The following is a 21,976-nucleotide window of genomic DNA, read 5'->3' as shown; positions in this document are numbered from 1 at the left end:
CGGGGCCCCGGCCGTCCGGCCGGGGCCCCGTTCCGTTTTCCGCCCGCCCGCCGAACCACCCGATCGAGATCGTAACCCCGAACCGCAGCGCGGCGTCACCCGATAGCGGATCCGGGTTGGACCGACCGCGAAATGCGCCGATAAATTGCTCGTGGTCGGCCTCCGGATGCTCCCCTCCGGACTATCCGCCGACTTCGAAGAAAAGGTCCCGGCGCGGCCGGGCCAACCAAGGAGAACACCATGATGAAGAAGGCCGGGATCATCGTGGCCGCGGCGGCCGCCGGGCTCGTCGCGCTCACCCCGTTCGCGTTCGCCGACAACGACCACCACCACGAGTCGGGCGAGACCACCTACAGCAACGTGCAGGACGGCAACGTCGGCAACGAGTGCGAGTTCGGCCAGGCGGGCCCGGCCATCGCCCAGGACCTGACCGGCGGCGACAGCCTGGTCGGCGCGGCCGGCCTGGTGACCGGCGCGGTCGCCCCGGTGACCACCCAGACGCAGGCCGCGAACTGCACCAACGTCAACCTCGACGACCTCGTCGACCTGGACTCGAACAACGAGACCCGCACCGCGACCCGCACCGAGGTCGAGGACTCCTACAACACCGACGTGGACGGCTGATCCAGCTCGCCCCGGAGGGCCCGGACCGCTGCGGTCCGGGCCCTCCGTCGTTCCCAACGGATCGCCGGGTACGGATACACCCGATCGAATGCGTAACCCCGGGCCGGAGATCGCCGCTCACCCGATGGTGGCCTGCGATTGGACCGAAAACGGGCGGGTCGATAAATTTCTCGGCAGTCGGCGCGTGCTCCCCGCTTCGAACGCCGACTCGGAACGGGATCGGCTCCGCCCGGTCCCCGCAATTCACCAGGAGACATCTGTGCTGAAGAAGGCTGGCATCCTCGTCGCCGTCGCCGCCGCCGGCGTCGTCGCGATCACCCCGTTCGCGTTCGCCGACAACGGGCACCACGAGGAGTCCTCCGAGGTCACCTACAGCAACGTCGAGGAGGGCAACGTCTCCAACGACTGCGAGTTCGGCCAGGCCGGGGCGCTCGTCGCCCAGGACCTGACCGGTGGTGACAGCCTGCTCGGCGTCGCCGGCGCGGTGACCGGTGCGGTCGCCCCCGTCGACACCCAGACCCAGGCCGCGAACTGCACCAACGTGAACCTGGACGACGTCATCGACAGCGGCTCGAACAACGAGACCCGCACCGCGACCCGCACCGAGGTCGAGGACTCCTACAACACCGACATCGACGGCTGATCACCTCGACGTCCCCGCGAGGGCCCGGACCGCTTCGGTCCGGGCCCTCCGTCGTCCCCGCCCGGCGGCCCGACGACGATCACCCGATCGAATGCGTAACCCCGGGACCGGAATCCTCGGGCACCCGATCGTGGTACCGGATTTGGAACTCCGCAGACCGGGCCGATAGATTTCTGCGCAGTCGGCGGGTGCTCCCCACATCGAACGTCGACTCGGAACGGAATCGGCTCCGGCCGATCCCCGCAATTCATCAGGAGACATCTGTGCTGAAGAAGGCTGGCATCCTCGTCGGCGTCGTCGCCGCCGGCGTCATCGCCATCACCCCCTTCGCCTTCGCCGGGGACCACCACGAGTCCTCCTCCGAGGTGAACTACAGCAACGTCGAGTCCGGCAACGTGGGCAACGACTGCGAGTTCGGCCAGGCCGGCTCGCAGGTCGACCAGAACCTCGTGGGCGGCAGCAGCCTGGTCGCCGCCGCCGGCGCCGTCACCGGTGCGGTGACCCCGGCCGACACCCAGACGCAGCTGCTCAACTGCACCAACGTCAGCCTGACCGACCTGGTGGACTCCGGCTCGGGCAACGAGACCCGCACCCTCGACGTGACCGAGGTCGAGGACTCCTACAACTCGGACACCACGCTCGGCGGCTGACGTCGAACGGCGGAAGGGCCCGGACCGCTTCGGTCCGGGCCCTTCCCGTTTCGCCGGCGACACCCGAGATCACCCGATCGGATAACGTAACCCCGGCCCGATTTTCCGGACCACCTGATAGTGGTACGGAATTGGCCCGAGGCCGGCCGGGCGGATAGTTTCCTCGCAGTCGGCGGGTGCTCCCCAGAACCAGCGCCGACTCGGAATGGGCCCGGCTACGACCGGGCCTGTGAACTCATCAGGAGAAACTGTGCTGAAGAAGGCTGGCATCGTCGTCGCGATCGCGGCGACCGGTCTGCTCGCAGTGAGCCCGCTGGCGTTCGCCGACGACTTCACCAACGTCGAGTCGGGCAACGTCTCCAACGACTGCGCGTTCGGCCAGGCCGGGCCGGAGATCGCCCAGAACCTGACCGGCGGCTCGAGCCTGCTCGGGGTGGCCGGCCTGGTCACCGGCGCCGTCGCCCCCGTCACCACGCAGACCCAGGCGGCGAACTGCACCAACGTCAACGTTTCCGACGTGCTCGACTCCGACTCGAACAACACCACGGAGACCTTCACCCGGACCGAGATCGAGGACTCGTTCAACGAGTCCTTCGACCTCCCGGCCGCCGGTGACGACGACGACGACCCGTTCGGCCCGGGCTTCCCGTTCAACGACTGATCCCGGTCGTCTGACGGCCCCGTGGAGGGGCCGGGCACCCGTCCGGCTCCTCCACCCCGTCGGCCCCGGCCGACGCTCCCCATCCCGCCCCGCTCGGCCGGGGCTTCCCACAGGAGTTCAGCAGAATGCTCAAGAAGGCCGGAATCATCGCCTCCGTCGTCGCCGCCGGCGTGCTCGGCGTCTCGGCGGTCGCGTTCGCCGACGTCACCAACACCGAGACCGGGAACGTCACCAACGACTGCACCGCCACCCAGGAGGGCCCGGCGATCGCCCAGGACCTGACCGGTGGCAGCAGCGTGCTGGGTGCGGCCGGGCTGGTGACCGGGGCCGTGGCGCCGGTCACCACGCAGACCCAGGCGGCCAACTGCACCAACGTCAACGTCTCCGACGTGCTCGACTCGGAGTCGGGCAACGTCGACGAGTCCTTCACGCGGACCGAGGTCGAGGACTCGTACAACGAGTCCTTCAGCGGCTGATCCCGCGCTGACCCACGGAGGGCCCGGACCGACGCGGTCCGGGCCCTCCGCCGTGTCCTGGGGTCGGCGCGCGAGCGGCGTCAGGAGCCGAAGCGGCGGTGCCGGGCGGCGTAGTCGCGCAGCGCGCGCAGGAAGTCGACCCGGCGGAACGCCGGCCAGTACGCCTCGCAGAACCAGAACTCCGAGTGCGCCGACTGCCACATCAGGAACCCCGACAGCCGCTGCTCGCCCGACGTCCGGATCACCAGGTCGGGGTCGGGCTGCCCGGACGTGTAGAGGTGCGCGGCGATGTGGTCGACGTCGAGCACCTCGGCGAGCTCCTCGATCGTCGTGCCCGACTCGGCGTGCTGGAGCAGCAGCTTGCGCACGGCGTCGGCGATCTCCTGGCGCCCGCCGTAGCCGACGGCGATGTTCAGCTCCAGCCCGGGGCGGTCGACGGTGCGGGCCGCGGCGGCGGAGAGCCGCTCTGCCATCGGCGGCGGCAGCAGCTCCATCGCCCCGACCAGGCGCAGCCGCCAGCGGGCCGCCGGGCCGCTCAGCTCGTCGACGACATCGGTGATGATCTTGAGCAGCGGCTCCAGCTCGGCCGACGGGCGCAGCAGGTTGTCCGTGGACAGCAGCCACAGCGTGACGACCTCGACACCGGCCTCCTCGCACCAGTCGAGCAGGTGCGCGATCTTGGCGGCGCCGACCCGGTGCCCGTCGTTGACGTCGACGAAGCCGGCGTCACGGGCCCAGCGGCGGTTGCCGTCGAGCATGAGGGCCACGTGCCGCGGCCGCATCTCCACCGGCGTGCGGGCGAGCTTCCAGCTCAGCCGCCGCTCGTAGAGCGAGTACAGCAGGTCGCGCACGCCCACGGGCGGACAGCCTACGCGCGCCCCGGTGCGGCCCCGCCCACCCGCCGGCAGGCTTCACCCGACGGACACGCTCCCCACGGCTTCGTCCCGTACGCTCTTCCCCGTGTCTACCGGGACTGTGGCGACACCCCCGAGCGGCCCGACGCACATCAAGCCGCGGATGCGCGGCTGGCTGCACTTCTGGTCGTTCGCCGGCTCGATCGCCGCCTGCGCCACCCTCATCGCCGTGTCCGCCGCGCTGGTCGGCGGCATGGCCGCTCTCGCCGCGTCGGTCTACAGCGTGACGACGCTCGGCCTGTTCGGCACCAGCGCGCTCTACCACCGGCGCACGTGGGCGACCGACCGCGGCCGCATCATCATGCGCAGGCTCGACCACTCGATGATCTTCCTGTTCATCGCCGGCACCTACACGCCGGTCGCCGCGCTGGCCATGGAGTCGGCGACCACGCGGTGGGTGCTCATCGTGGTGTGGTCCGGCGCGCTGGCCGGGGTCGTGCTCAAGATGCTGTGGCCGCACGCCCCGGCCTGGGTCGGCGTGCCCATCTACATCGCGCTGGGCTGGGTCGCGGTGTTCGTGATCCCGGACATGCTCGCGGTGGGCGGCGTCGCGGCCCTGGTGCTGCTGCTCACCGGCGGCCTGCTCTACACCGTGGGTGGGGTGTTCTACGCCACCCACTGGCCGAACCCGTGGCCCCGCACCTTCGGGTACCACGAGTTCTTCCACGCGGCCACGGTCGTCGCGGCCATCTGCCACCACATCGCGATCTGGCTGCTGCTGTTCTGAGCCGGGCTCAGCCCTCGGACGACGGGCCCGCCGTCGGGCCCTTCGTCCGCAGCTCGTCCACGCGGGCCATCGCCTCGCGCAGCTCCCCGAGCCACTCGTCGGCGTGCTGGCCGACCAGGCGCACCGCCCAGGCCAGCGCGTCCGACCGCGACCGGGCGACGCCGGAGTCGACCAGGGTGTCCAGCACGATCCGCTCCGGCTGGCGCAGCCGGGTCATCACCGGCACCGAGGCCACCGTGAACAGCTCGACCGCGTCGCCGATCCGCGCGCCCCAGGCGACCTTGCGCTGGTAGCGGTGCTCGGCCTGGCGGGCGATCTCGATCCGCTCCTCGCGGGTGCTCTCCCGGAACCGGGAGATCCGCCCGGCCACCGCGGCGGCCCGGTCGGCCCGGCCGGACTCGGTGTCGGCGAACTCACCCTCGACCGGGGGCAGCTCCCCCACGATGACGATCTCCTCGCGGTCGATCGTCACCTCGGGCGCCCCGGTGAACCAGTCGTCGGGCAGCCTGCCCTGCAACCAGGCCGACGCGTCGTCGGCGCCGGGCAGGTCGGCCTGCTGCCAGCCGCCCCGGCCCGGTCCGCGTCCGCCGCGCCCGGCTCCGTGCCACCCGCGGTGCATCCGTCCCGACATCATCGCCACCTCCGTGTCGCTTTACGATTACGAGATTACACCGCAATCGTGTGAGCGGCGTGACGTTCTCCCCCGGCGAACCGCCGCGCCCTCAGGGCTGCAGCAGGAGCGCCGCGGTCAGCTCGGCGGCCGTGGTGACCGGGCGGTCGCAGACGAAGCCGCGGCACACGTACGCGGCCGGCCCGCCGTCGACCAGCGGGCGCCCGGCCAGCAGCGGCACCCCCGGCGCGTCCGGCTCCCCGCCGACGACCACCGTGCCGCCCGGGGCGATGCGCCGGGCGTGCCCGAGCAGCTCGGTCCCGCCCACCACCGCCACCTGCAGCGGACCGCGCTCCATCGCCTCGGCCGCGGTCAGCCAATGCCCGGCGAAGCGCGGGTGCCGCACGGCCAGCGTGCCGGCGGCGCGCAGGGCGGCCTCGGCGGCCGTGCGGTAGCGGGCCGGGTCGACGCCCAGCACCGAGGCCGTCAGCAGCGCCGAGGCCAGCGCTGAGCTGCCGCACGGCGTCGCGTTGTCGGTGAGTTCGCGCGGGCGGTGCAGCAGCGCCTCGGCGTCGTCGGCGGTGTCGAAGAAGTGGCCCTCGTGGGCCGGGTCGGCGAAGTGCTCCAGGGCGAGGTCGAGCAGCCGGGTCGCGACGTCGAGCCAGCGGCGCTCCCCGGTGGCCTGGTGCAGCGCCAGCAGCCCGTCGGCCAGGCAGGCGTGGTCCTCCAGCACCCCGGCCGCGGCGCCGACCCGCCCGGCGCGCGACGACCGGCGCAACCGCCCGTCCACGACGTGCAGGTCGAGCAGCAGGTCGGCGGCCCGCGCGGCGGCTCCGACCCACTCCGGGTGGTCGAGCGCGGCACCCGCCTCGGCCAGCGCGGTGATCGCCAGCCCGTTCCAGGCGGTGACCACCTTGTCGTCGCGCGCCGGCTGGGGGCGCTCCGCCCTGGCGGCGTACAACCTCGCGCGCACCTCGGCCCAGCGCCGCGGGTCGTCCGGGTCGCGCGGGAGCTGCAACGTCGACGCGCCGTGCTCGAAGGTGCCCTCCGGCGTCACGAGCAGCAGGTCCGCCGCCCAGGCGGCGTCGTCGGCGCCGAGGACCTCGCGCAGCTGGTCTGGCGTCCAGGCGTAGGTGAGGCCCTCCACGCCGTCGGTGTCGGCGTCCAGCGCCGAGGCGAACCCGCCCTCGGCGGTGCCCAGGTCGCGCACCAGGAAGGCGGCCGTCTCCTCGGCGACGCGGCGCGGCAGCGGATCGTCGGACAGGCGGGCCAGGTGCCCGTAGACCCGCAGCAGCAGGGCGTTGTCGTAGAGCATCTTCTCGAAGTGCGGCACCACCCACCGCGCGTCGACGCTGTAGCGGGCGAACCCGCCGGCGAGCTGGTCGTGGATGCCGCCGCGGGCCATCCGGTCGGCGGTGGTCGCCACCACCCGCAGCGACTCGGCCGACCCGGTGCGCTCGTGGTGGCGCAGCAGGAACTCCAGCGCCATCGACGGCGGGAACTTCGGCGCCGCGCCGAAGCCCCCGAAGCGCTCGTCGAACGCCTCGATGGTGACGACCGCGGCGCTGTCGAGCGCGTCGGCGTCGACGCCGGCCGGCGGCAGCAGCGCGGCCGCCCCGTCGGCCAGCCGGGACGCGATCTGGCCCGCCGAGCTGCGCACCCGCGCACCGTCCTCGCGCCAGGCCTTCGTGACGGCGTCGAGCAGCTGGCGGAACCCGGGCATGCCCTGGCGGGGCTCGCGCGGGTAGTACGTGCCGCAGTGGAACGGCTCGCCTGCCGGGGTGAGGAAGCAGGTCATCGGCCAGCCGCCCTGCCCGGTCATCGCCTGGGTCGCCGCCATGTAGACGGCGTCGATGTCGGGCCGTTCCTCGCGGTCGACCTTGATGGCCACGTAGTCGGCGTTGACCTGGGCCGCGGTCGCCGGGTCCGCGAACGACTCGTGCGCCATGACGTGGCACCAGTGGCAGGCGGCGTAGCCGACCGACAGCAGCACCGGGACGTCGCGCTCCGCGGCCTCGGCGAACGCCTCGTCGGACCACTCCCACCAGTCGATGGGGTTGTCGGCGTGCTGGAGCAGGTAGGGGCTGGTCGCGTCGGCGAGCCGGTTGGGCATGGGCCCAGCGTGTCAGGGTGGGACGGACCCCGCTCCGGTCAGCTCGGGCGGTCGCCGCCCCGGGGCTCGGCGACGTCGGACTCCGCGGACGACGGCGCCGCGTCGCCGTCGGCGTCCCCCGTGGCCGCCGGGTCGTCGAAGCTGGCCGGCAGCCTGCGGATGCGCTTGGTCATCGACCGGATCAGGAACACCGTCGCCAGCGCCAGCAGCAGGATCACCACCAGCGCGACCGGCGAGGCCTTGCCGAACTCCGGGCCCTGCCCCGGCGGCGCAGGGTCCTGCGCCGGGACGGCGACCACGGCCACCGCACCGGCGACCGGGCCGCCACCAGGGACGATCGATGCCGTACTCACACCTCAACGGTACCCACCGGTCAGCTCGCCGGGCGCACCGCCACCTGCGCGTCCAGGCCCGCGAACAGGTCGTCCTCCGGGGTGGAGGTGTCGGCGAGCGAGCGGACGAGCTCGTAGTCCTCGGTGGGCCAGATCTCGCCCAGCATCCCCGGCGGCAGCAGGAACCACCGGCTCGTCGGGTCGATCTGGGTGGCGTGCGCCTTGAGCGCCTCGTCGCGGACCGGGAAGTACTCGGCGCACTCGACGCGGGTGGTGACGCGCTGGCCGGGGTCGCCCCGGTCGGCAGGCCACTGCTCCAGCATCTCCCCGTAGGGCGACTCCAGGTCCCGGGCCAGCAGCGCCTCGTGGATCGCCACGATGCGCGCCCGGGAGAAGCCGTGCGAGTAGTACAGCTTCAGCGGCTGCCACGGGTCGCCGGTGCCCGGGTAGCGGTCGGGGTCGCCGGCGGCGTCGAACGCCGCCATCGAGATCTCGTGGGTCTTGATGTGGTCGGGGTGGGGGTAGCCGCCGTTCTCGTCGTAGGTGATCACGACGTGCGGGCGGAACTCCCGGATCGCCCTGACCAGCGGCTCGGTGGCCTCCTCGAGGGGGACCAGCGCGAAACAGCCCTCCGGCAGTGGGGGCTTGGGGTCGCCCTCGGGCAGGCCGGAGTCGACGAAGCCGAGCCAGCGGTGCTGCACGCCGAGTATCGCGGCGGCCCGCGCCATCTCCTCGCGGCGGATCTCGGCCATGTTCTCCAGGACGTCCGGGCGGTCCATGGCCGGGTTGAGGATGCTGCCGGCCTCACCGCCGGTGCACGTCACGACCATGACGTCGTGGCCCTCGGCGACGTAGCGGGCCATGGTCGCGGCGCCCTTGCTCGACTCGTCGTCGGGGTGGGCGTGCACGGCCATCAGCCGGAACGGGCCGCCGTTCGGGTCTCTGGGTGCGCTGGGCTCAGCCATGGGGTGCGTCGCTGTCCTTCCGGTTCGCCGTCGGGCCCGATGGTGCCCGGCCGGTCCGACACTCTGCTCGACGACTCCAACGCCGCGGCCGCCGGGCTGCTTCCCGACCGTGCCCGGAACGACGTGAACGCCCTCCGCCCGCACCACCCGCTCGTACCACCCGCAACCTGGTGGTCACGTACCGCAACGCGATCGCGTCACTCGATCGAGTGGCGCAGCGGCCGCCCGAGTTCGCTCCACAGGTGGCCCAGACGTGCCGTCCGCCGCTACGGTGTGCAGTCGGTACGCCGCACGAACGGACGTGCCGGCGCACCGCTCCGAGCATCCGCACGCCACTGACCAGCACATTCACCAAGATCGGGAACTTGCTCGGAGCCCGAACCGTTCGTCGAAAGGCTGCGACGAGCGGCAGTCCCCGTGTTACCGTGAGATGCACACGGCCCGCAGGCGGGTCGTGTTTTTCCTTACTCGGGGCTATGCCGCCGTCGGGTGTGGGGTGTCCGGACGGGCGGCACCCCATCGCGGGCGAGCAGTCCGCGGCCGCAAGGACCCGGACAGGCTGGAGGAGTGATGACAGTGACGGAGACGCAGGTGACCTGGCTGACCCAGGAGGCCTACGGCCGGCTCAAGGGGGAGCTGGACGAGCTGATCGCCAACCGCCCCGTCATCGCTGCCGAGATCAACGCCCGCCGCGAGGAGGGCGACCTCAAGGAGAACGGCGGCTACCACGCCGCCCGCGAGGAGCAGGGCCAGCAGGAGGCCCGCATCCGCCAGCTGCAGGAGCTGCTGCGCACCGCCCAGGTCGGCACCGCGCCCACCAGCTCCGACGTCGCCCAGCCCGGCATGGTCCTCGAGCTGCGCTACGACGGCGACGACGACACCGAGACCGTGCTGCTGGGCTCCCGCGAGGAGGGCAGCCGCGCCGATCTGGAGGTCGTCTCGCCGAATTCGCCGCTGGGCGCCGCCCTGCTGGGCGCGCACATCGGCGACACCCGCGAGTACCCGCTGCCCAACGGCGGCCAGATGAAGGTCACGCTGGTCTCGGCCAAGCCGTTCGTGGGCTGACCACCGGTCGTCGCGGCAGAGCCACGTCCCCGCCCGGGGCCGTGGCTCTGCTGCTTCCGGCTCAGCTCGCCGCGGTGCCGTCGAGGACGGCGTGGCCCGCGTCGCGCAGCGCGGCGATGATCTCCGCGCTGTGCTCCCGGCCCCGCGTCTCCACCGCCAGCGCCACCTCGACCTGCCCGAGCGGCAGCGCCTCGGTGATCCGGGAGTGCGCCACGTCGACGACGTTCGCGCCCAGCGAACCGACCAGCGCCAGCAGCTGGGCCAGCGCGCCCGGCAGGTCGGCCACCCGCAGCCGCAGCGACAGGTAGCGCGACGCGGCGGCCATGCCGTTCTGGATCACGTGCAGCAGCACCAGCGGGTCGATGTTGCCGCCGGACAGCACCGCGACGACCGGCCCGGCGAAGCGGTGCGGCTGCTCCATCAGGGCCGCCACCGCCGCCGCGCCGGCCGGCTCGACCAGCATCTTCTGCCGCTCCAGGCACAGCAGCAGCGCCCGCGACAGCGCGTCGTCGTCGACCGTGACGATGTCGTCGACAAGTGCGGAGACCTGCGCGAACGTGACGTCGCCCGGGCGCCCCACCGCGATGCCGTCGGCGATCGTGCGCATGTGGGCGAGCGCGCGCGGCTCCCCCGCCTCCAGCGAAGCCGGCCACGCGGCGGCGCCGGCGGCCTGCACCCCCACCACCCGCACGTCCGGCCGGACGGCCTTCACCGCGGCGGCGATCCCGCCCAGCAGCCCGCCGCCGCCCGTGCACACCAGCACCGTCGCGACGTCGGGCACCTGCTCCAGGACCTCCAGGCCCACGGTGCCCTGGCCGGCGATGACGTCGGCGTGGTCGAAGGGGTGCACGAACACCGCACCGGTGCGCTCCGCATGCTCGACGGCCGCGGCGATGCTGCCCTCGATCGTCTCCCCGACCAGGTGCACCTCGGCCCCGTAGCCGCGGGTGGCGCCGACCTTGGGGAGCGCGGCCCGCCCGGGCATGAAGACGGTGGCGTGGATGCCCAGCAGCTGGGCGGAGAGCGCCACGCCCTGGGCGTGGTTGCCGGCGCTGGCCGCGACGACGCCGCGGGCCCGCTCGTCGGCGTCGAGGCGGCTGATCCGGTTGTAGCCGCCCCGGACCTTGAACGACCCGGTGCGCTGCAGGTTCTCGCACTTGAGCAGCACCGGCGTCGAGCACAGCTCGGTCAGCACCCGGGACTCGACCACCGGGGTGAGGCGCGCGACCCCCTCCAGCACGTCCCGCGCGGCCCGGATCGCGTCGATCCCCACCGGGGGCACGGCGCGCACGTCCAGCTGCTCGACCATGGCGGCATCCTCGCACCGGCCACACGCCGATCTGACGACCCCGGTAGCCTCGGGGCGGGAGCCGGCCGCGGGGGCCGGCCCGGGAAGGACGCATGACACGGCTGCGGGCCATCGCACCGCTCCTGGTGGCCGCCGCGCTCACGGCCGTGGCGTTCGTCACCGCGAAGGGCGCTGGCTGCGACGACCCCGGCCGGTACGAGCTGCAGGGCGAGAGCTACGTGCTGATCGGCGGCTGCGTCGCCCCCGGCGACCTCGTCGTCCCCGACCCCGCTCCCCCCGCCCGGCCCGCCGACGCCGCCGACGCGCCCGCCAAGGGCTGAGCCCCCAGGGTCACTGCCCGCTCAGGCCGCCCCGGCCACCTCGAGGGCCGCACGCAGGTCGTCGACCAGGTCGGAGACGTCCTCGATCCCGACCGACAGCCGCACCAGGTCGTCCGGGACCTCCAGCGCGGAGCCGGCCACCGACATGTGGGTCATGGCGCCCGGGTGCTCGATCAGCGACTCGACCCCGCCCAGCGACTCGGCCAGCGTGAACAGCTCGGTCGCCGCGCACACTCGCAGCGCGGCCTCGCGCCCGCCGGCCAGCCGGAACGACACCATCCCACCGAAGCGGCGCATCTGCTTCTCGGCGATCTCGTGGCCGGGGTGCTCGGGGAGTCCCGGGTAGAGCACGTCGCTCACCGCCGGGTGCCCGGCCAGCAGCTCGACGATCCGCTCGGCGTTGTCGCTGTGGCGCTCCATCCGCACCGCGAGCGTCTTGAGTCCGCGCAGCGTGAGCCAGTTGTCGAAGGGGCCCGGCACCTGCCCGGCCGCGTTCTGCAGGAACGCCAGCTGCTCGGCCAGCGCGTCGTCGTCGGTCACCAGCGCGCCGCCGACGACGTCGGAGTGCCCGCCGATGTACTTGGTCGTCGAGTGCAGGACGACGTCGGCGCCCAGCGCCAGCGGCGTCTGCAGGTACGGCGAGGCGAACGTGTTGTCCACCACCAGCCGCGCCCCCGCGGAGTGCGCCTCCTCGGCCGCCATCGCGATGTCGGCGATGCCGAGCAGGGGGTTGGTCGGCGTCTCGCTCCACACCAGCCGCGTGGTCGGGCGCAGCGCGGCGCGCAGCGCGACCACGTCGGCAAGGTCGACGGTGCTGTACTCGACGCCCCAGTGCGCCAGCACCTTGTCGACCAGCCGGAACGTGCCGCCGTACGCGTCGTGCGGGAGGATCATGTGGTCGCCGGGCCGCAGCGCGGTGCGCAGCAGCACGTCGGCGGCCCCCATCCCGGACCCGAACACCAGCCCGTGCCGCCCGCCCTCCAGCGCGGCGAGCGCCTCCTGCAGCGCGGTGCGCGTGGGGTTGGCGCTGCGGGCGTACTCGTAACCCCCCTCGCGCACACCCCCCACGCCGTCCTGCGCGAACGTGGAGGACAGGTGCAGCGGCGGGATGACCGCACCGGTGCGGGGATCGGGATCCTGGCCAGCGTGGATGGCGTTGGTCGAGAAGCCGCGCATGGCGGTCACGCTACGGGCATCGTCGGAGTCGCTTCGGGCCGGCATACCGGGTACAGCGCCACAGCCGCCCGGCGGATTCCGCACGGCCGCGTGACCTGCCCTTCAGATCCACTGTCGCCCCCCGGCTGCACCGCTCCCTCCCCCTCGCACCCCGCGCCGCGAGCCCACCCGGCCGAACGAGAGCGGCTCTCGTCCAACCAGATTGGACGAGAGCCGCTCTCGTCCGCCGAGGGGGCGCCACGGCGGGGTGTGCGCGGTCAGCTGCCGAGGAAGGCGAGGACGTCGGAGCGCGTGACGACCCCTGCGGGCTTGCCGTCGACGAGGACCAGGGCGGCGTCGGCGTCGGCGAAGGCGCTCATGGCGGTGTCGAGGGGCTCGCCCGCGCCGATCGTGGGCAGCGGTTCGGACATGTGCTTGTCGAGGCGGTCCGACAGCTGGGCGCGGCCGGTGAACAGGGCGTCGAGGAGGTCGCGCTCGATGACCGCGCCGGCCACCTCGGCCGCCATCACCGGGGGTTCGGCGCGCACGACCGGCATCTGGGAGACGTGGAACTCGCGCAGGTAGTGCACGGCGTCGGCGACGGTCTCGTTGGGGTGGGCGTGCACGAGGTCGGGGATGGTGCCGTCCTTGCGGCGCAGCACGTCGCCGACGGTGGAGCCCTGGGCGGGCGGGAGGAAGCCGTAGCCGGCCATCCACCGGTCGTCGAAGACCTTGCCGAGGTAGCCGCGGCCGCCGTCGGGCAGCAGGACGACGACGACCGCGTCCTCGGGCAGCTCGGCGGCCAGCCGCAGGGCCGCGGCCGTCGCCATGCCGCACGAGCCGCCGACCAGCAGTGCCTCCTCGTTGGCGAGGCGGCGGGTCATCGCGAAGGAGTCGCCGTCGGAGACGGCGATGATCCGGTCGCAGACGTCCTTGTCGTAGGTGGTCGGCCAGAAGTCCTCGCCGACGCCCTCGACCAGGTACGGGCGGCCGGTGCCGCCGGAGTACACCGAGCCCTCCGGGTCGGCGCCGACGACCTGCACCCGGCCCCCGGACACCTCCTTCAGGTAGCGCCCGGTGCCGCTGATGGTGCCGCCGGTGCCGATGCCGGCCACGAAGTGGGTGATCTTCCCGTCGGTCTGCTCCCAGATCTCCGGGCCGGTGCCCTCGTAGTGCGAGCGGGGGTTGTTCTGGTTGGCGTACTGGTTGGGCTTCCAGGCGCCGTCGATCTCGGAGACGAGGCGGTCGGAGACCTTGTAGTAGGAGTCGGGGTGGTCGGGGTCGACCGCGGTCGGGCAGACGACGACCTCGGCGCCGTAGGCGCGCAGCACGTTGCGCTTGTCCTCGCTGACCTTGTCCGGGCAGACGAACACGCACTTGTAGCCCTTGCGCTGGGCGATCATCGCGAGGCCGACGCCGGTGTTGCCGGACGTGGGTTCCACGATCGTGCCGCCGGGGCGCAGCTCGCCGGACGCCTCGGCCGCCTCGACCATGCGCTTGGCGATGCGGTCCTTCACACTGCCGCCCGGGTTCATGTACTCGACCTTGGCGAGCACAGTGGCCCGGATGCCGTCCGCGACCGGACCCAACCGCACCAACGGCGTGTTGCCGACCAGGTCGGAGATGTGCTCCACGTAGCGCATGCCGACATGGTCGCACTCGCCGCGGAACGACGAGCGGGTGTCGTACGTTGGCCGCCCGACAGGACAGGGGAACACTCCGATGGCGGATCGACGAAGGACCAACCCGGCGAAGCGGGTCCTCGCGCTGATCGCCGGCGGCGTGCTGCTGGTGGTCGGGCTGGCGCTGCTGGTGCTGCCCGGTCCCGGCCTGCTGCTCGTGCTGTCCGGGCTGCTGGTGCTGTCCAACCAGTTCCCCTCGGTCGAGAGGTACGTCGACCCGGTGCAGGACCGGGCGATGCTGGCGGCGGAGCAGAGCGTCTCCTCGCCGCTGCGGATCGCGGGCTCGGTGCTGGCCGGGCTGGTGCTGGTCGGCGCGGGCGTGGCGTGGGGGCTGCTGGGGCCGCGGGTGCCGCTGGGCGGCTGGCCCACCGGGTCGAGCCTGATCCTGTCCGGGCTGATCCTGCTGGGCCTGCTCGTCTACAGCTACCGCCGGGTCGCGACCCGCAGGCGCGAGCAGTCGGGCGACCGCTCGCGCCCGGCGTAGCCGCGGCGCTCACCCCGGCACCGCGTCGACCGCGTACGCGGCCGGCGACGGCGCCGGGCACTCGGTGATCGGTTCCGGCCCGCTGAACGCCAGCACGGCGACGCCGACGAGCGCCGTCGCCACCACCGCGAGCACCGCGACGGCGACCCGCAGCCTGCGCACCCTGCCGCTCTGCGCGGCGTGGTCGGTGGCGTCGTGCTCCAGGCTGGCGCGCAGGAAGCGCAGCTCGCTGGGGGCCAGCTCGTCGCCCGCCGTCCCGGCGGCCCAGTCGACGGCGTCGGCCAGCGGGGTGCCGCGCAGCAGCAGTCCGGGGTCGGTGCCGCCGTCCTGCCAGCGGCGCGCGGCCTCGGCCAGCGCCCCGCGCACCGCGTGCCCGGAGCGGTCCTCGGCGAGCCAGCCGACCAGCCGCGGCCAGCAGTGCAGCAGCACGTCGTGGGTGATCTCGACGGTGCCCTCGCCGAGGGTGAGCACGCGGGCGGCCACCAGCCGGTCGACGACCGGGGCCGCGTCGGCCAGCTCGGCGAGCTCGGCGATCGGCGCCCGCCTGCGGGCGGGCTCGGCGTCGTCGGCGACGCGGACCAGGCGCAGCAGCACCGTGCGCAGGAGCCGCTGGTCCTCCACGGAGAGCCCGGCGTGGACGGCCTCGGCGATCCTGGTCGCGGCCCCGTCGAGCCCGCCCCCGGCCCGGTAGTCGGCCACGGTCAGCTCGGCGCCCGCCGCGCTCGCCCAGGTCGCCGACAGGGCCAGCGACAGCAGCGGCAGCGCCCCCGGGGAGTGCGCTCCCCCGGCCGAGCCGTCGCGCAGCTCGTGCAGCAGCAGCTCGACGAGCCCGTCGCCGACGGCCCGGCCCGCCCCGGTGGCCGGTCCGACGATCGCCTGCCGCAGGTCGTCGGGGGCCATCGGGCCGACGGTCACCGGGCCGGCGTCGAGCGCGGCCGCCAGCACCGGTTCGCGGCGGGCCCGCTCGACCCGGTCGATGCGCATGCCGACCACGACGACGGAGCCCTGCGGGCCGGTCGTCGCCTCCTCGAGCATCGTCAGGAACGCCGCGCGCGCCGGGGCCGACGCCGCGAAGAGCTGTTCGAGCTGGTCGAGGACGACGACGGGAGCGGGCGCGCCGGGTCGGGGCCGGTCGGCGCCGAGCAGCTCGGCCAGTTGGCCGGCCGGGTCGGTCCCGGGCGTGCCGTAGCGGACCGGCCGGTTCGGCGCCTCGCGGCGCAGCGCGGCCATCAACCCCGCGCGCAGCACCGAGGTGGTGCCGGCCCCGGACGCGCCGACGACCACGACCAGGCCGCCGCCGGCCGCTCCGGCCTCCGATAATCGCTCGACCAGCCCGGCGACCAGCCCGGCGCGGCCGTGGAAGCGCTCGGCGTCGTCCTCCACGTAGGCCGCGAGCCCGCGGTACGGGTCGGCGGTGTGGGTCTGCGCACCGGAGTCGACGACCCGGCGCAGCGCGCGCACCCACTCCGCGCGCTGCTCGGCGTCGGTCACCTTGCACGCCCAGACGATCTGGTCGAGGCGGTCGGGGGTCGGCAGCGAGCGGCCCTGGACGTAGTCCCGGATCGTCGTGAACGGCAGCCCGAAGCGGGCTCCGGGTGCCTCGGCCGTCACACGTTCGAGTCGTCTGTAGCTCAGGTTCGACCGCGCCTTGAGCGACAGCAGTGCGGCGGCGAGGTCCGCGCGGTCGCGGACGTCGCGCGGATCGGGGTCGGCGGCGTCCGCCCCGGTAGGAGGGTCCTGTGCCATCGGGCTCCTTGTGCGACGACGGTGTGCGGGCGTGGCTGAAGTCGTTCCACATATCACCCAGCGTTACCACTCGGCGCCTGTACGAATTCGTACGGATGGTGCCGGAGGCGCTCCTTCGAGGCGCAGGCGCCCTCCGCGACGGGCTACTGTTCGCCGGCGAGGAGCACGTCACCGGCCCGAAGGGCACATCGGGCGGTGGCGCGGCTCCGCCCGCCGCGGCTCGTCGGGGCGGGGTCCACCACGCGCGGGAGGGGCGTGCCGGTGCGAGCCGGGAGACAGGACGATCCAGGAGGGGAAGTCGCGCGCCGGGAGGCCGAGCTGGACCGGCTGGCCGCGGCGGCCGCGACGGGAGACCGCCGTTCGGTGGGCCGGCTGCTGGAGCTGGTCCGCCAGCCGGTGCTGGGATACTGCCGGGCCCGCATGGGCAGCCGGGCGGTCGGGCTGCAGACCGCGGAGGACGTCGCGCAGGACGTCCTGCTGGCGCTGTGCGGCGCGCTGCCGCGCTACCGCAGCGGCGAGAAGCCGGTGATGGCGTTCGTCTTCGGCATCGCCAGCAACAAGGTCGTGGACGCGTTCCGGGTGGCCGGGCGCGACCGCTCCGACCCCACCGACGGGATGCCCGACGAGCCGGACGCCGGTCCCGGCCCCGAGCTGAGCGCGGTGCTGGGCAGCCAGGTCGACGAGCTGCGCACGCTGCTCGGGGAGATCCCGGAGAACTACCGGGAGGTGCTGGTCCTGCGGGTGGCGCTGCACTACTCGGCCGAGGAGACGGCCAAGATCATGGGGTCCAGCGCCGGCGCGGTCCGGGTGATGCAGCACCGGGCGATGGCCAAGCTGCGCAAGCTGATCGCCGACCGCCCGGTGGGCTGAGCCGCCCCGCGGACCGTCCTGACCGGACGGCCCCGCGCCGGCCCTCAGGCACGCCGTGCGGCCGCCGCGGAGGCGGCCGGATCCTGGGCGAGGGCCAGCGCGACCACGGCCTCGCAGAGCGGGCAGGGACGTCCGAGCGGGGCGGCGAGCGCCGCGGGCAGGAAGATCCGCCCGCAGACCGCCTGCGCCCGACCCGTCTCGGCCAGCTCGGCGTTCCGGTCGCCTGCGAGGTAGTGCGTGACGGGGACGGCACCCTGCTCGGCGACCTGCGTCAGCGCGTCCACCGCAGCCTCCCGCAATCGGGTGGGGTCCGTCCGGCGGGCCGGGGGGCGAACCGCCGGACGGACGTTACCAATCAGCCGAACAGCCGATCGGAATGAAGTCCACCAGGAATTGCCGCGGACAGGCAAGTCGGGCGCCCGAACACCACTCGTCCGGTACTGCGCGCTGATTTCCCGTCCTGGCCCCGGGCGCATTCACCGTCGACGGCGGTCGGTGCGCGCCCCGGCCGCTACGTGCGGATCCTCCCCTTCGGCCCGCTTCGTACTGAACGACACGACCGCGTGCGGTGACCGAGCGTGGCGAACGGCGATCCGCACAGCCGTGATGCGCGGAAATGCTCGACCGCCCCGGTTCGCGACCCGCTCGACAATCCGATGTACGAGCCACTGAATGGCTGTACGACATACGGCGAACGGGCTAGAAAATCGCCGTGTCCGGCTGCGTCAGTCGGTCACCGGGATCGGCGGACGGCGGGCGGCGGCCAGTGCGGGCAGGGTGCCGGCCAGCGCCGCCACCGCCACCAGCGCCACCGCCGAGAGCAGCAGCGTGCCCACCGGCACCACCGCGCGCTCCTGCAGCACCGCCACCGCCAGCACCCCGAAGAGCATGCCCAGGCCGGTGCCGATGACCACCCCGGCCAGCCCGAGCAGGGTGCTCTCCACGCCGATCGAGGCCACCGCCTGGGCCGGGGTGAGGCCCAGCGCGCGCAGCGTCGTCGACTCGCGGTGCCGCTCCCGCACGGCCAGGGCGAGCGCCACGGCCACCCCGCACACCGCCACCAGCACCGTCGCCGCGATCAGCCCGTACGCCACGCCCCGGGTCAGGTCCATCGTGGAGGACAGCTCGGTGCGCAGGTCGGCGGGGACCTGGACGAGCACCCCCTGGTCGGCGGCGACGGCCGTGGACACCGCCAGGCGCAGCGCCTCCGGGTCGGCCCCCAGCACCGGGTCGACCAGCAACTGCCGGTCGGTCGGGGGGTCGGGCACGATGCGCGGCAGGTCGGTCGGGTGCACCGTGACCGGGCCCAGCACCCCGCTGGAGCGGTACACCGCGACGACCCGCAGCTCGACCGGCTGACCCGGCACGTCGAAGGTGAGCGGATCGCCCAGGCCCACGCCCCACACCGCCGCCTGCGCCCGGTCCAGCGCGATCGTGCCGGGCACCAGGTCGGCCAGCGAGCCGGCGTCCGTGGCTCCGTCGCACAGCGCGGGGAACGCCGCCGTGTCGACGGCGGTGACGTCCATGCTGGCCTCGCCCGAGCGCATCGTGGCGCTCTGCACGACGGCCACCTGCCCGGTCTCCGGCAGCGCCGCGATGCGCTGCGGCAGGTCGGCGGGCAGCGCCTGCTGGCCGGCCGCGACGGCCGTCACGTCGGCCGGGAACTTGGACTCGATGCGGTCCTGCACCGAGGAGCTCATCGACTCCAGCCCGACCAGCACGACCGCCAGCAGCAGGCTGGCCAGCACGAGCGCGGCCGCGGTGGTGCTGGCGCGGTTCGGCGCGTTGCGCGTGGAGCGCACGGCGAGCCGGCCCGCCGCGCCGATGACCGGCGACAGCAGCGTGCCCAGCGACCAGGCAACCACGGGCAGCAGCACGGGCCCGGCGGCCACGACCGCGCCGAACGCGGCGATCCCGGCCCCGGAGACCAGGACGAGGGCGATGGTCGGGTCGGCCGTCCCCGCGGCGAGCACGACCGCGGCGGCCGCCGCGGTGCCCAGCACCCCGGCCACCACCAGCCGCGCGGCGGTCACCAGCGGGCTGTGCACCGGCTCGCTGCCCTCGTCGGGGGCCGCCGGGTGCTCACCGCTGACCCGCACCGCCGTCCCGACGGCCGCGACCACCGTGACGACGACGGCGCCGACCACGCAGCCGACGAGCAGCCCCGTCGGCACCGCGGGCGCCGGCAGGTCCTGCCCCATCAGCCGGCGGATCGCCAGCCGCACGCCGTCCACGAGCAGCTGCGACAGACCGATCCCGAGCAGCCCGGCCAGCAACCCGGTGCTGGCCGCGTCGACCAGCAGGGCCCGCAGCAGCTGGCCGCGGCCCGCGCCGACCCTGCGCAGCAGCAGCACCGTGCGCCGCCTGCTCTGGGCCACGGTCGCGTACACGCAGGACGTGGTGAGCGCGGCGGCCAGCACCGCCGTGCCGCCGAACACCGCGAGCGCGGCGAAGATGCCCTCCAGCGACCCGAACGCGCTGCTCAGCTCGGCCGCCCGCACCGAGACGGCGTCGGTCACGACGGCGGCGCCACCGACCGCCGCGGCGAGCTGCGGGCCCACCTGGGCCGGCGTGACGCCGGGCGCGAGCAGCACGTCGAGCTGGGTCGGGTCGGCCCCCGTCATCCGGGTGAGCATGTCCGGGCGCAGCAGCACCGTGTTGACCGCCTGCAGGCGCACGGTGGCCACCCCGGTGACGGTGAACGCGATGGGCCGCCCGTCGGCGCCGGCCAGCGTCACCTCGGCGCCGGGCTGCAGGTTGCGCCTGCGGGCGGTCTCCTCGCTGACCGCGGCCTCGTCCGACTCCGTCGGGAGCCGCCCGGCGACCACCGGGAACCGCGACAGCGGGCCGTCGACCACCGACATGGCCGTCCACGGCTCGCCGTCGCCCGGGGCGCCCGGGGCCGACAGCAGCACCCCGCCCGCCCCGAACCCGGCCACCGCCGCCACCCCGGGCGTGCGCGTGACCCGCTGTGCGACCGCCGCCGGCACCCCCGGCGGCGGTTCCTCCCCGATGACGGGCGCCTGCGCCACCGACGGCGCACCCGCCGTCGCCGGTGGGGTCACCACGAGCGCCGCCGCCTCCGGCGTGCCGGCCAGCTCGCGCACGATCGCGCTGCGCGCGCTGTCGGTGAGCAGCAGGGACGCCGCCGCGAACGCCGTCGCCACCACGACCACCAGCCCGATGAGGAGCTGGCGCCCGGGGCGGCGCCAGCTCTCGGTGAGCACGGCGCGCAGGACGGCGGCGCGCACCGGTGGCCTACGCGGGTCTTGCGGAGGGACCGGCCGGCAGCGCCAGCCGGGGCGCGGCGGCCGGCGCGGCCGGGTAGACCCCGGTGCCGCCCGGGTAGCCGCCACCGGTGGCCGCGGCGCGGTAGCCGCCGGTCACCCAGCCGTCGGCCGGCATCCGGTCGAGCACCGTCAGCGCCTCCAGCACGACCGGGGCCGTCGGGTTGGCGATCTGCGCGGCCAGCGCGCCCTGGTGCAGCAGCAGCACGTGGTCGGTGTGCTCGGCGGCCAGCGGGTCGTGGGTGACCATCACGATGGTCTGCCCCAACTGGTGCACCGACGTCCGCAGGAACTGCAGCATCTCGCGCGCGGTGGAGGCGTCCAGGGCGCCGGTGGGCTCGTCGGCGAAGACGACGTCGGGCCGGGGCAGCAGCGCCCTGGCCATCGCCACCCGCTGCTGCTGGCCCCCGGAGAGCCGGGTCGGGCGCTGCTTGAGCACCTTGCCCAGGTCGAGCGCCTCGACGATCGTCTTCAGCCAGGCGCCGTCGATCTTGCGGCCGGCGACCTCCAGCGGCAGCGTGATGTTCTGCTTCACGCTGAGCTGGGGCAGCAGGGCGTAGGACTGGAAGACGAACCCGACCCGCTCGCGGCGCAGCTTGGTGAGCTTCTTCTCCGGCAGCTGGGTGAGGTCGGTCGGGCCGAGCAGCACCCGGCCGCTGGTCGGGGCGTCCAGCCCGGCCATGCAGTGCAGCAGCGTCGACTTGCCCGAGCCCGACGGGCCCATGATGGCGGTGAACCGGTTGCGCTCGGCGGACACCGTGAGCCCGGCCAGCGCCCGCACGGCGCCGGGACCGCTGCCGTAGTCCTTGACCAGGTCGATGGTGCGGACCCCGGCGTCGCCGTCGCGCCAGGGCACCAGCTCGCCGCCGGCCTCGCCGCCCGCGCCCTCCGGGGCGGGCGACCACTGCGCCTCCTGGCCGGCCATCGGCCGGCCGGTGCCGGGCCAGTGCTCCGGCGCGCGCTGCACCGGGACGAGCTCGGAGACCTGCAGGTGCGGGCCGGAGTCGGTGCCGACGACCGCGTCGATGCGGGTGGCGTCCTGGTCGGGACGGGCGGGGGCCGGAGCGCCTGCCGGGCCGCGGCGCGCGTCCGGCTGGTAGGGCGTGGTGACGTCCTGGCGGTAGGCCGCGCCCGACGGGTGGTCGGTGCGCCCGAACCCGGGCGGGGTCTGCGGGGCGTCCGCGCGGAAGGCGCCGGTGCGGCCGCCCTGCTCGGGCACACCCTCGGGACGCGGGTAGCGCGCGGTGCCCGCGGCCGGGTCGTACGAGCCGGTCATCGCGGCGGGCGCCGCCCCGGGGGCGTAGCGGTTGGCGCGCGGATCGCCGCCGCCGATCGGCGTGGGG

The 21,976-nt window shown here is 74.3% G+C and carries 22 protein-coding genes; 10 read left to right on the top strand and 12 right to left on the bottom strand.

Going from position 1 to position 21,976, the window contains the following annotated elements:
• The first annotated feature begins 240 nt into the window (after positions 1-240).
• From KIK08_RS12505 to KIK08_RS12485, 5 genes are all read left to right on the top strand, one after another.
• Positions 241-624 carry a hypothetical protein gene (locus tag KIK08_RS12505; RefSeq protein WP_214403249.1) on the top strand — a complete coding sequence of 128 codons (384 nt, stop codon included), beginning with the start codon at positions 241-243 and terminating at the stop codon, positions 622-624.
• A 259-nt stretch (positions 625-883) separates the two neighbouring features.
• Positions 884-1,267, top strand: a complete 384-nt coding sequence (locus KIK08_RS12500) for a hypothetical protein (RefSeq protein WP_214403248.1) — start codon at positions 884-886, stop codon at positions 1,265-1,267.
• Between the two features lie 263 nt (positions 1,268-1,530).
• Entirely contained in the window at positions 1,531-1,917 is a 387-nt protein-coding gene (locus KIK08_RS12495) for a hypothetical protein (RefSeq protein WP_214403247.1), read from the top strand.
• 250 nt (positions 1,918-2,167) lie between these two features.
• Positions 2,168-2,578, top strand: coding sequence for a hypothetical protein (locus KIK08_RS12490; RefSeq protein WP_214403275.1), 411 nt, complete (start codon positions 2,168-2,170; stop codon positions 2,576-2,578).
• Positions 2,579-2,703: 125 nt separating this feature from the next.
• A complete protein-coding gene (locus KIK08_RS12485) occupies positions 2,704-3,054 on the top strand; it encodes a hypothetical protein (RefSeq protein WP_214403246.1) in 351 nt (116 codons plus the stop codon).
• A gap of 80 nt (positions 3,055-3,134) precedes the next feature.
• Here KIK08_RS12485 and KIK08_RS12480 read toward each other — a convergent pair whose 3' ends face one another.
• On the bottom strand, positions 3,135-3,905 hold the full coding sequence (locus KIK08_RS12480; protein ID WP_408004669.1) for an isoprenyl transferase: 771 nt from the start codon (positions 3,903-3,905) through the stop codon (positions 3,135-3,137).
• 166 nt (positions 3,906-4,071) lie between these two features.
• Between KIK08_RS12480 and trhA the strand changes: the two genes are divergently transcribed.
• On the top strand, positions 4,072-4,695 hold the full coding sequence (gene trhA, locus KIK08_RS12475; RefSeq protein ID WP_214403271.1) for a PAQR family membrane homeostasis protein TrhA: 624 nt from the start codon (positions 4,072-4,074) through the stop codon (positions 4,693-4,695).
• 7 nt (positions 4,696-4,702) lie between these two features.
• Here the strand turns inward: trhA and abmR are convergent, their stop codons facing one another.
• The 4 genes from abmR to mca form a co-directional block, all read right to left on the bottom strand.
• Positions 4,703-5,314 carry an ATP-binding transcription factor AbmR gene (abmR, locus tag KIK08_RS12470; protein WP_214403270.1) on the bottom strand — a complete coding sequence of 204 codons (612 nt, stop codon included), beginning with the start codon at positions 5,312-5,314 and terminating at the stop codon, positions 4,703-4,705.
• A gap of 103 nt (positions 5,315-5,417) precedes the next feature.
• Positions 5,418-7,418 carry a thioredoxin domain-containing protein gene (locus KIK08_RS12465; protein WP_214403244.1) on the bottom strand — a complete coding sequence of 667 codons (2,001 nt, stop codon included), beginning with the start codon at positions 7,416-7,418 and terminating at the stop codon, positions 5,418-5,420.
• Between the two features lie 38 nt (positions 7,419-7,456).
• Positions 7,457-7,771 (bottom strand): hypothetical protein, encoded by a 315-nt coding sequence (locus KIK08_RS12460; RefSeq protein WP_214403243.1) that lies wholly within the window; start codon positions 7,769-7,771, stop codon positions 7,457-7,459.
• A gap of 20 nt (positions 7,772-7,791) precedes the next feature.
• Positions 7,792-8,715 (bottom strand): mycothiol conjugate amidase Mca, encoded by a 924-nt coding sequence (mca, locus tag KIK08_RS12455; protein WP_214403242.1) that lies wholly within the window; start codon positions 8,713-8,715, stop codon positions 7,792-7,794.
• 570 nt (positions 8,716-9,285) lie between these two features.
• Here mca and greA point away from each other — a divergent pair.
• Positions 9,286-9,780: a transcription elongation factor GreA gene (greA, locus tag KIK08_RS12450; protein ID WP_214403241.1), complete on the top strand. Its 495-nt coding sequence runs from the start codon at positions 9,286-9,288 to the stop codon at positions 9,778-9,780.
• 61 nt (positions 9,781-9,841) lie between these two features.
• On the opposite strand, the gene ilvA is transcribed toward greA, so the two are convergent.
• Positions 9,842-11,089: a threonine ammonia-lyase gene (gene ilvA / locus KIK08_RS12445; RefSeq protein WP_250556876.1), complete on the bottom strand. Its 1,248-nt coding sequence runs from the start codon at positions 11,087-11,089 to the stop codon at positions 9,842-9,844.
• Between the two features lie 92 nt (positions 11,090-11,181).
• On the opposite strand from ilvA, the gene KIK08_RS12440 reads away from it, so the two are divergent.
• Positions 11,182-11,409, top strand: coding sequence for a hypothetical protein (locus KIK08_RS12440; protein ID WP_214403240.1), 228 nt, complete (start codon positions 11,182-11,184; stop codon positions 11,407-11,409).
• 21 nt (positions 11,410-11,430) lie between these two features.
• Here KIK08_RS12440 and KIK08_RS12435 read toward each other — a convergent pair whose 3' ends face one another.
• Positions 11,431-12,585, bottom strand: coding sequence for a cystathionine gamma-synthase (locus KIK08_RS12435; RefSeq protein ID WP_214403239.1), 1,155 nt, complete (start codon positions 12,583-12,585; stop codon positions 11,431-11,433).
• Between the two features lie 257 nt (positions 12,586-12,842).
• Positions 12,843-14,207: a cystathionine beta-synthase gene (locus KIK08_RS12430; RefSeq protein WP_214403238.1), complete on the bottom strand. Its 1,365-nt coding sequence runs from the start codon at positions 14,205-14,207 to the stop codon at positions 12,843-12,845.
• Positions 14,208-14,286: 79 nt separating this feature from the next.
• Between KIK08_RS12430 and KIK08_RS12425 the strand changes: the two genes are divergently transcribed.
• Positions 14,287-14,730: a PGPGW domain-containing protein gene (locus KIK08_RS12425; protein WP_214403237.1), complete on the top strand. Its 444-nt coding sequence runs from the start codon at positions 14,287-14,289 to the stop codon at positions 14,728-14,730.
• 9 nt (positions 14,731-14,739) lie between these two features.
• Here KIK08_RS12425 and KIK08_RS12420 read toward each other — a convergent pair whose 3' ends face one another.
• The gene (locus KIK08_RS12420) at positions 14,740-16,476 is read right to left on the bottom strand and encodes an nSTAND1 domain-containing NTPase (RefSeq protein ID WP_214403236.1); all 1,737 of its coding nucleotides are present in this window, start codon (positions 16,474-16,476) and stop codon (positions 14,740-14,742) included.
• Between the two features lie 261 nt (positions 16,477-16,737).
• On the opposite strand from KIK08_RS12420, the gene shbA reads away from it, so the two are divergent.
• Positions 16,738-17,346 carry an RNA polymerase sigma factor ShbA gene (shbA, locus tag KIK08_RS12415; protein WP_308257605.1) on the top strand — a complete coding sequence of 203 codons (609 nt, stop codon included), beginning with the start codon at positions 16,738-16,740 and terminating at the stop codon, positions 17,344-17,346.
• Positions 17,347-17,390: 44 nt separating this feature from the next.
• Here the strand turns inward: shbA and KIK08_RS12410 are convergent, their stop codons facing one another.
• The 3 genes from KIK08_RS12410 to KIK08_RS41685 all read right to left on the bottom strand — a co-directional run.
• On the bottom strand, positions 17,391-17,630 hold the full coding sequence (locus KIK08_RS12410; RefSeq protein WP_214403235.1) for a hypothetical protein: 240 nt from the start codon (positions 17,628-17,630) through the stop codon (positions 17,391-17,393).
• Between the two features lie 441 nt (positions 17,631-18,071).
• Entirely contained in the window at positions 18,072-20,597 is a 2,526-nt protein-coding gene (locus KIK08_RS41690; RefSeq protein WP_214403234.1) for an ABC transporter permease, read from the bottom strand.
• A 7-nt stretch (positions 20,598-20,604) separates the two neighbouring features.
• The coding region (locus KIK08_RS41685; RefSeq protein WP_308257604.1) for an ABC transporter ATP-binding protein at positions 20,605-21,976 on the bottom strand (1,372 nt) is incomplete at its 5' end.

Source organism: Pseudonocardia lacus (assembly GCF_018531445.1).
Taxonomy (GTDB): Bacteria; Actinomycetota; Actinomycetes; order Mycobacteriales; family Pseudonocardiaceae; genus Pseudonocardia; species Pseudonocardia lacus.
The sequence above is the reverse complement of the archived record's forward strand: the minus strand, read 5'-3'. Positions and strand labels throughout refer to the sequence as shown.

Coding starts and splice junctions, on each gene's coding strand:
- KIK08_RS12425 (WP_214403237.1), top strand. CDS start 14,287: ATGGCGGATCGACGAAGGACCAACCCGGCGAAGCGGGTCCTCGCGCTG.
- mca (WP_214403242.1), bottom strand. CDS start 8,715: ATGGCTGAGCCCAGCGCACCCAGAGACCCGAACGGCGGCCCGTTCCGG.
- KIK08_RS12420 (WP_214403236.1), bottom strand. CDS start 16,476: ATGGCACAGGACCCTCCTACCGGGGCGGACGCCGCCGACCCCGATCCG.
- ilvA (WP_250556876.1), bottom strand. CDS start 11,089: ATGGTCGAGCAGCTGGACGTGCGCGCCGTGCCCCCGGTGGGGATCGAC.
- trhA (WP_214403271.1), top strand. CDS start 4,072: ATGCGCGGCTGGCTGCACTTCTGGTCGTTCGCCGGCTCGATCGCCGCC.
- KIK08_RS12485 (WP_214403246.1), top strand. CDS start 2,704: ATGCTCAAGAAGGCCGGAATCATCGCCTCCGTCGTCGCCGCCGGCGTG.
- KIK08_RS12505 (WP_214403249.1), top strand. CDS start 241: ATGATGAAGAAGGCCGGGATCATCGTGGCCGCGGCGGCCGCCGGGCTC.
- greA (WP_214403241.1), top strand. CDS start 9,286: ATGACAGTGACGGAGACGCAGGTGACCTGGCTGACCCAGGAGGCCTAC.
- KIK08_RS12440 (WP_214403240.1), top strand. CDS start 11,182: ATGACACGGCTGCGGGCCATCGCACCGCTCCTGGTGGCCGCCGCGCTC.
- KIK08_RS12465 (WP_214403244.1), bottom strand. CDS start 7,418: ATGCCCAACCGGCTCGCCGACGCGACCAGCCCCTACCTGCTCCAGCAC.
- KIK08_RS12435 (WP_214403239.1), bottom strand. CDS start 12,585: ATGCGCGGCTTCTCGACCAACGCCATCCACGCTGGCCAGGATCCCGAT.
- abmR (WP_214403270.1), bottom strand. CDS start 5,314: ATGCACCGCGGGTGGCACGGAGCCGGGCGCGGCGGACGCGGACCGGGC.
- KIK08_RS12430 (WP_214403238.1), bottom strand. CDS start 14,207: ATGCGCTACGTGGAGCACATCTCCGACCTGGTCGGCAACACGCCGTTG.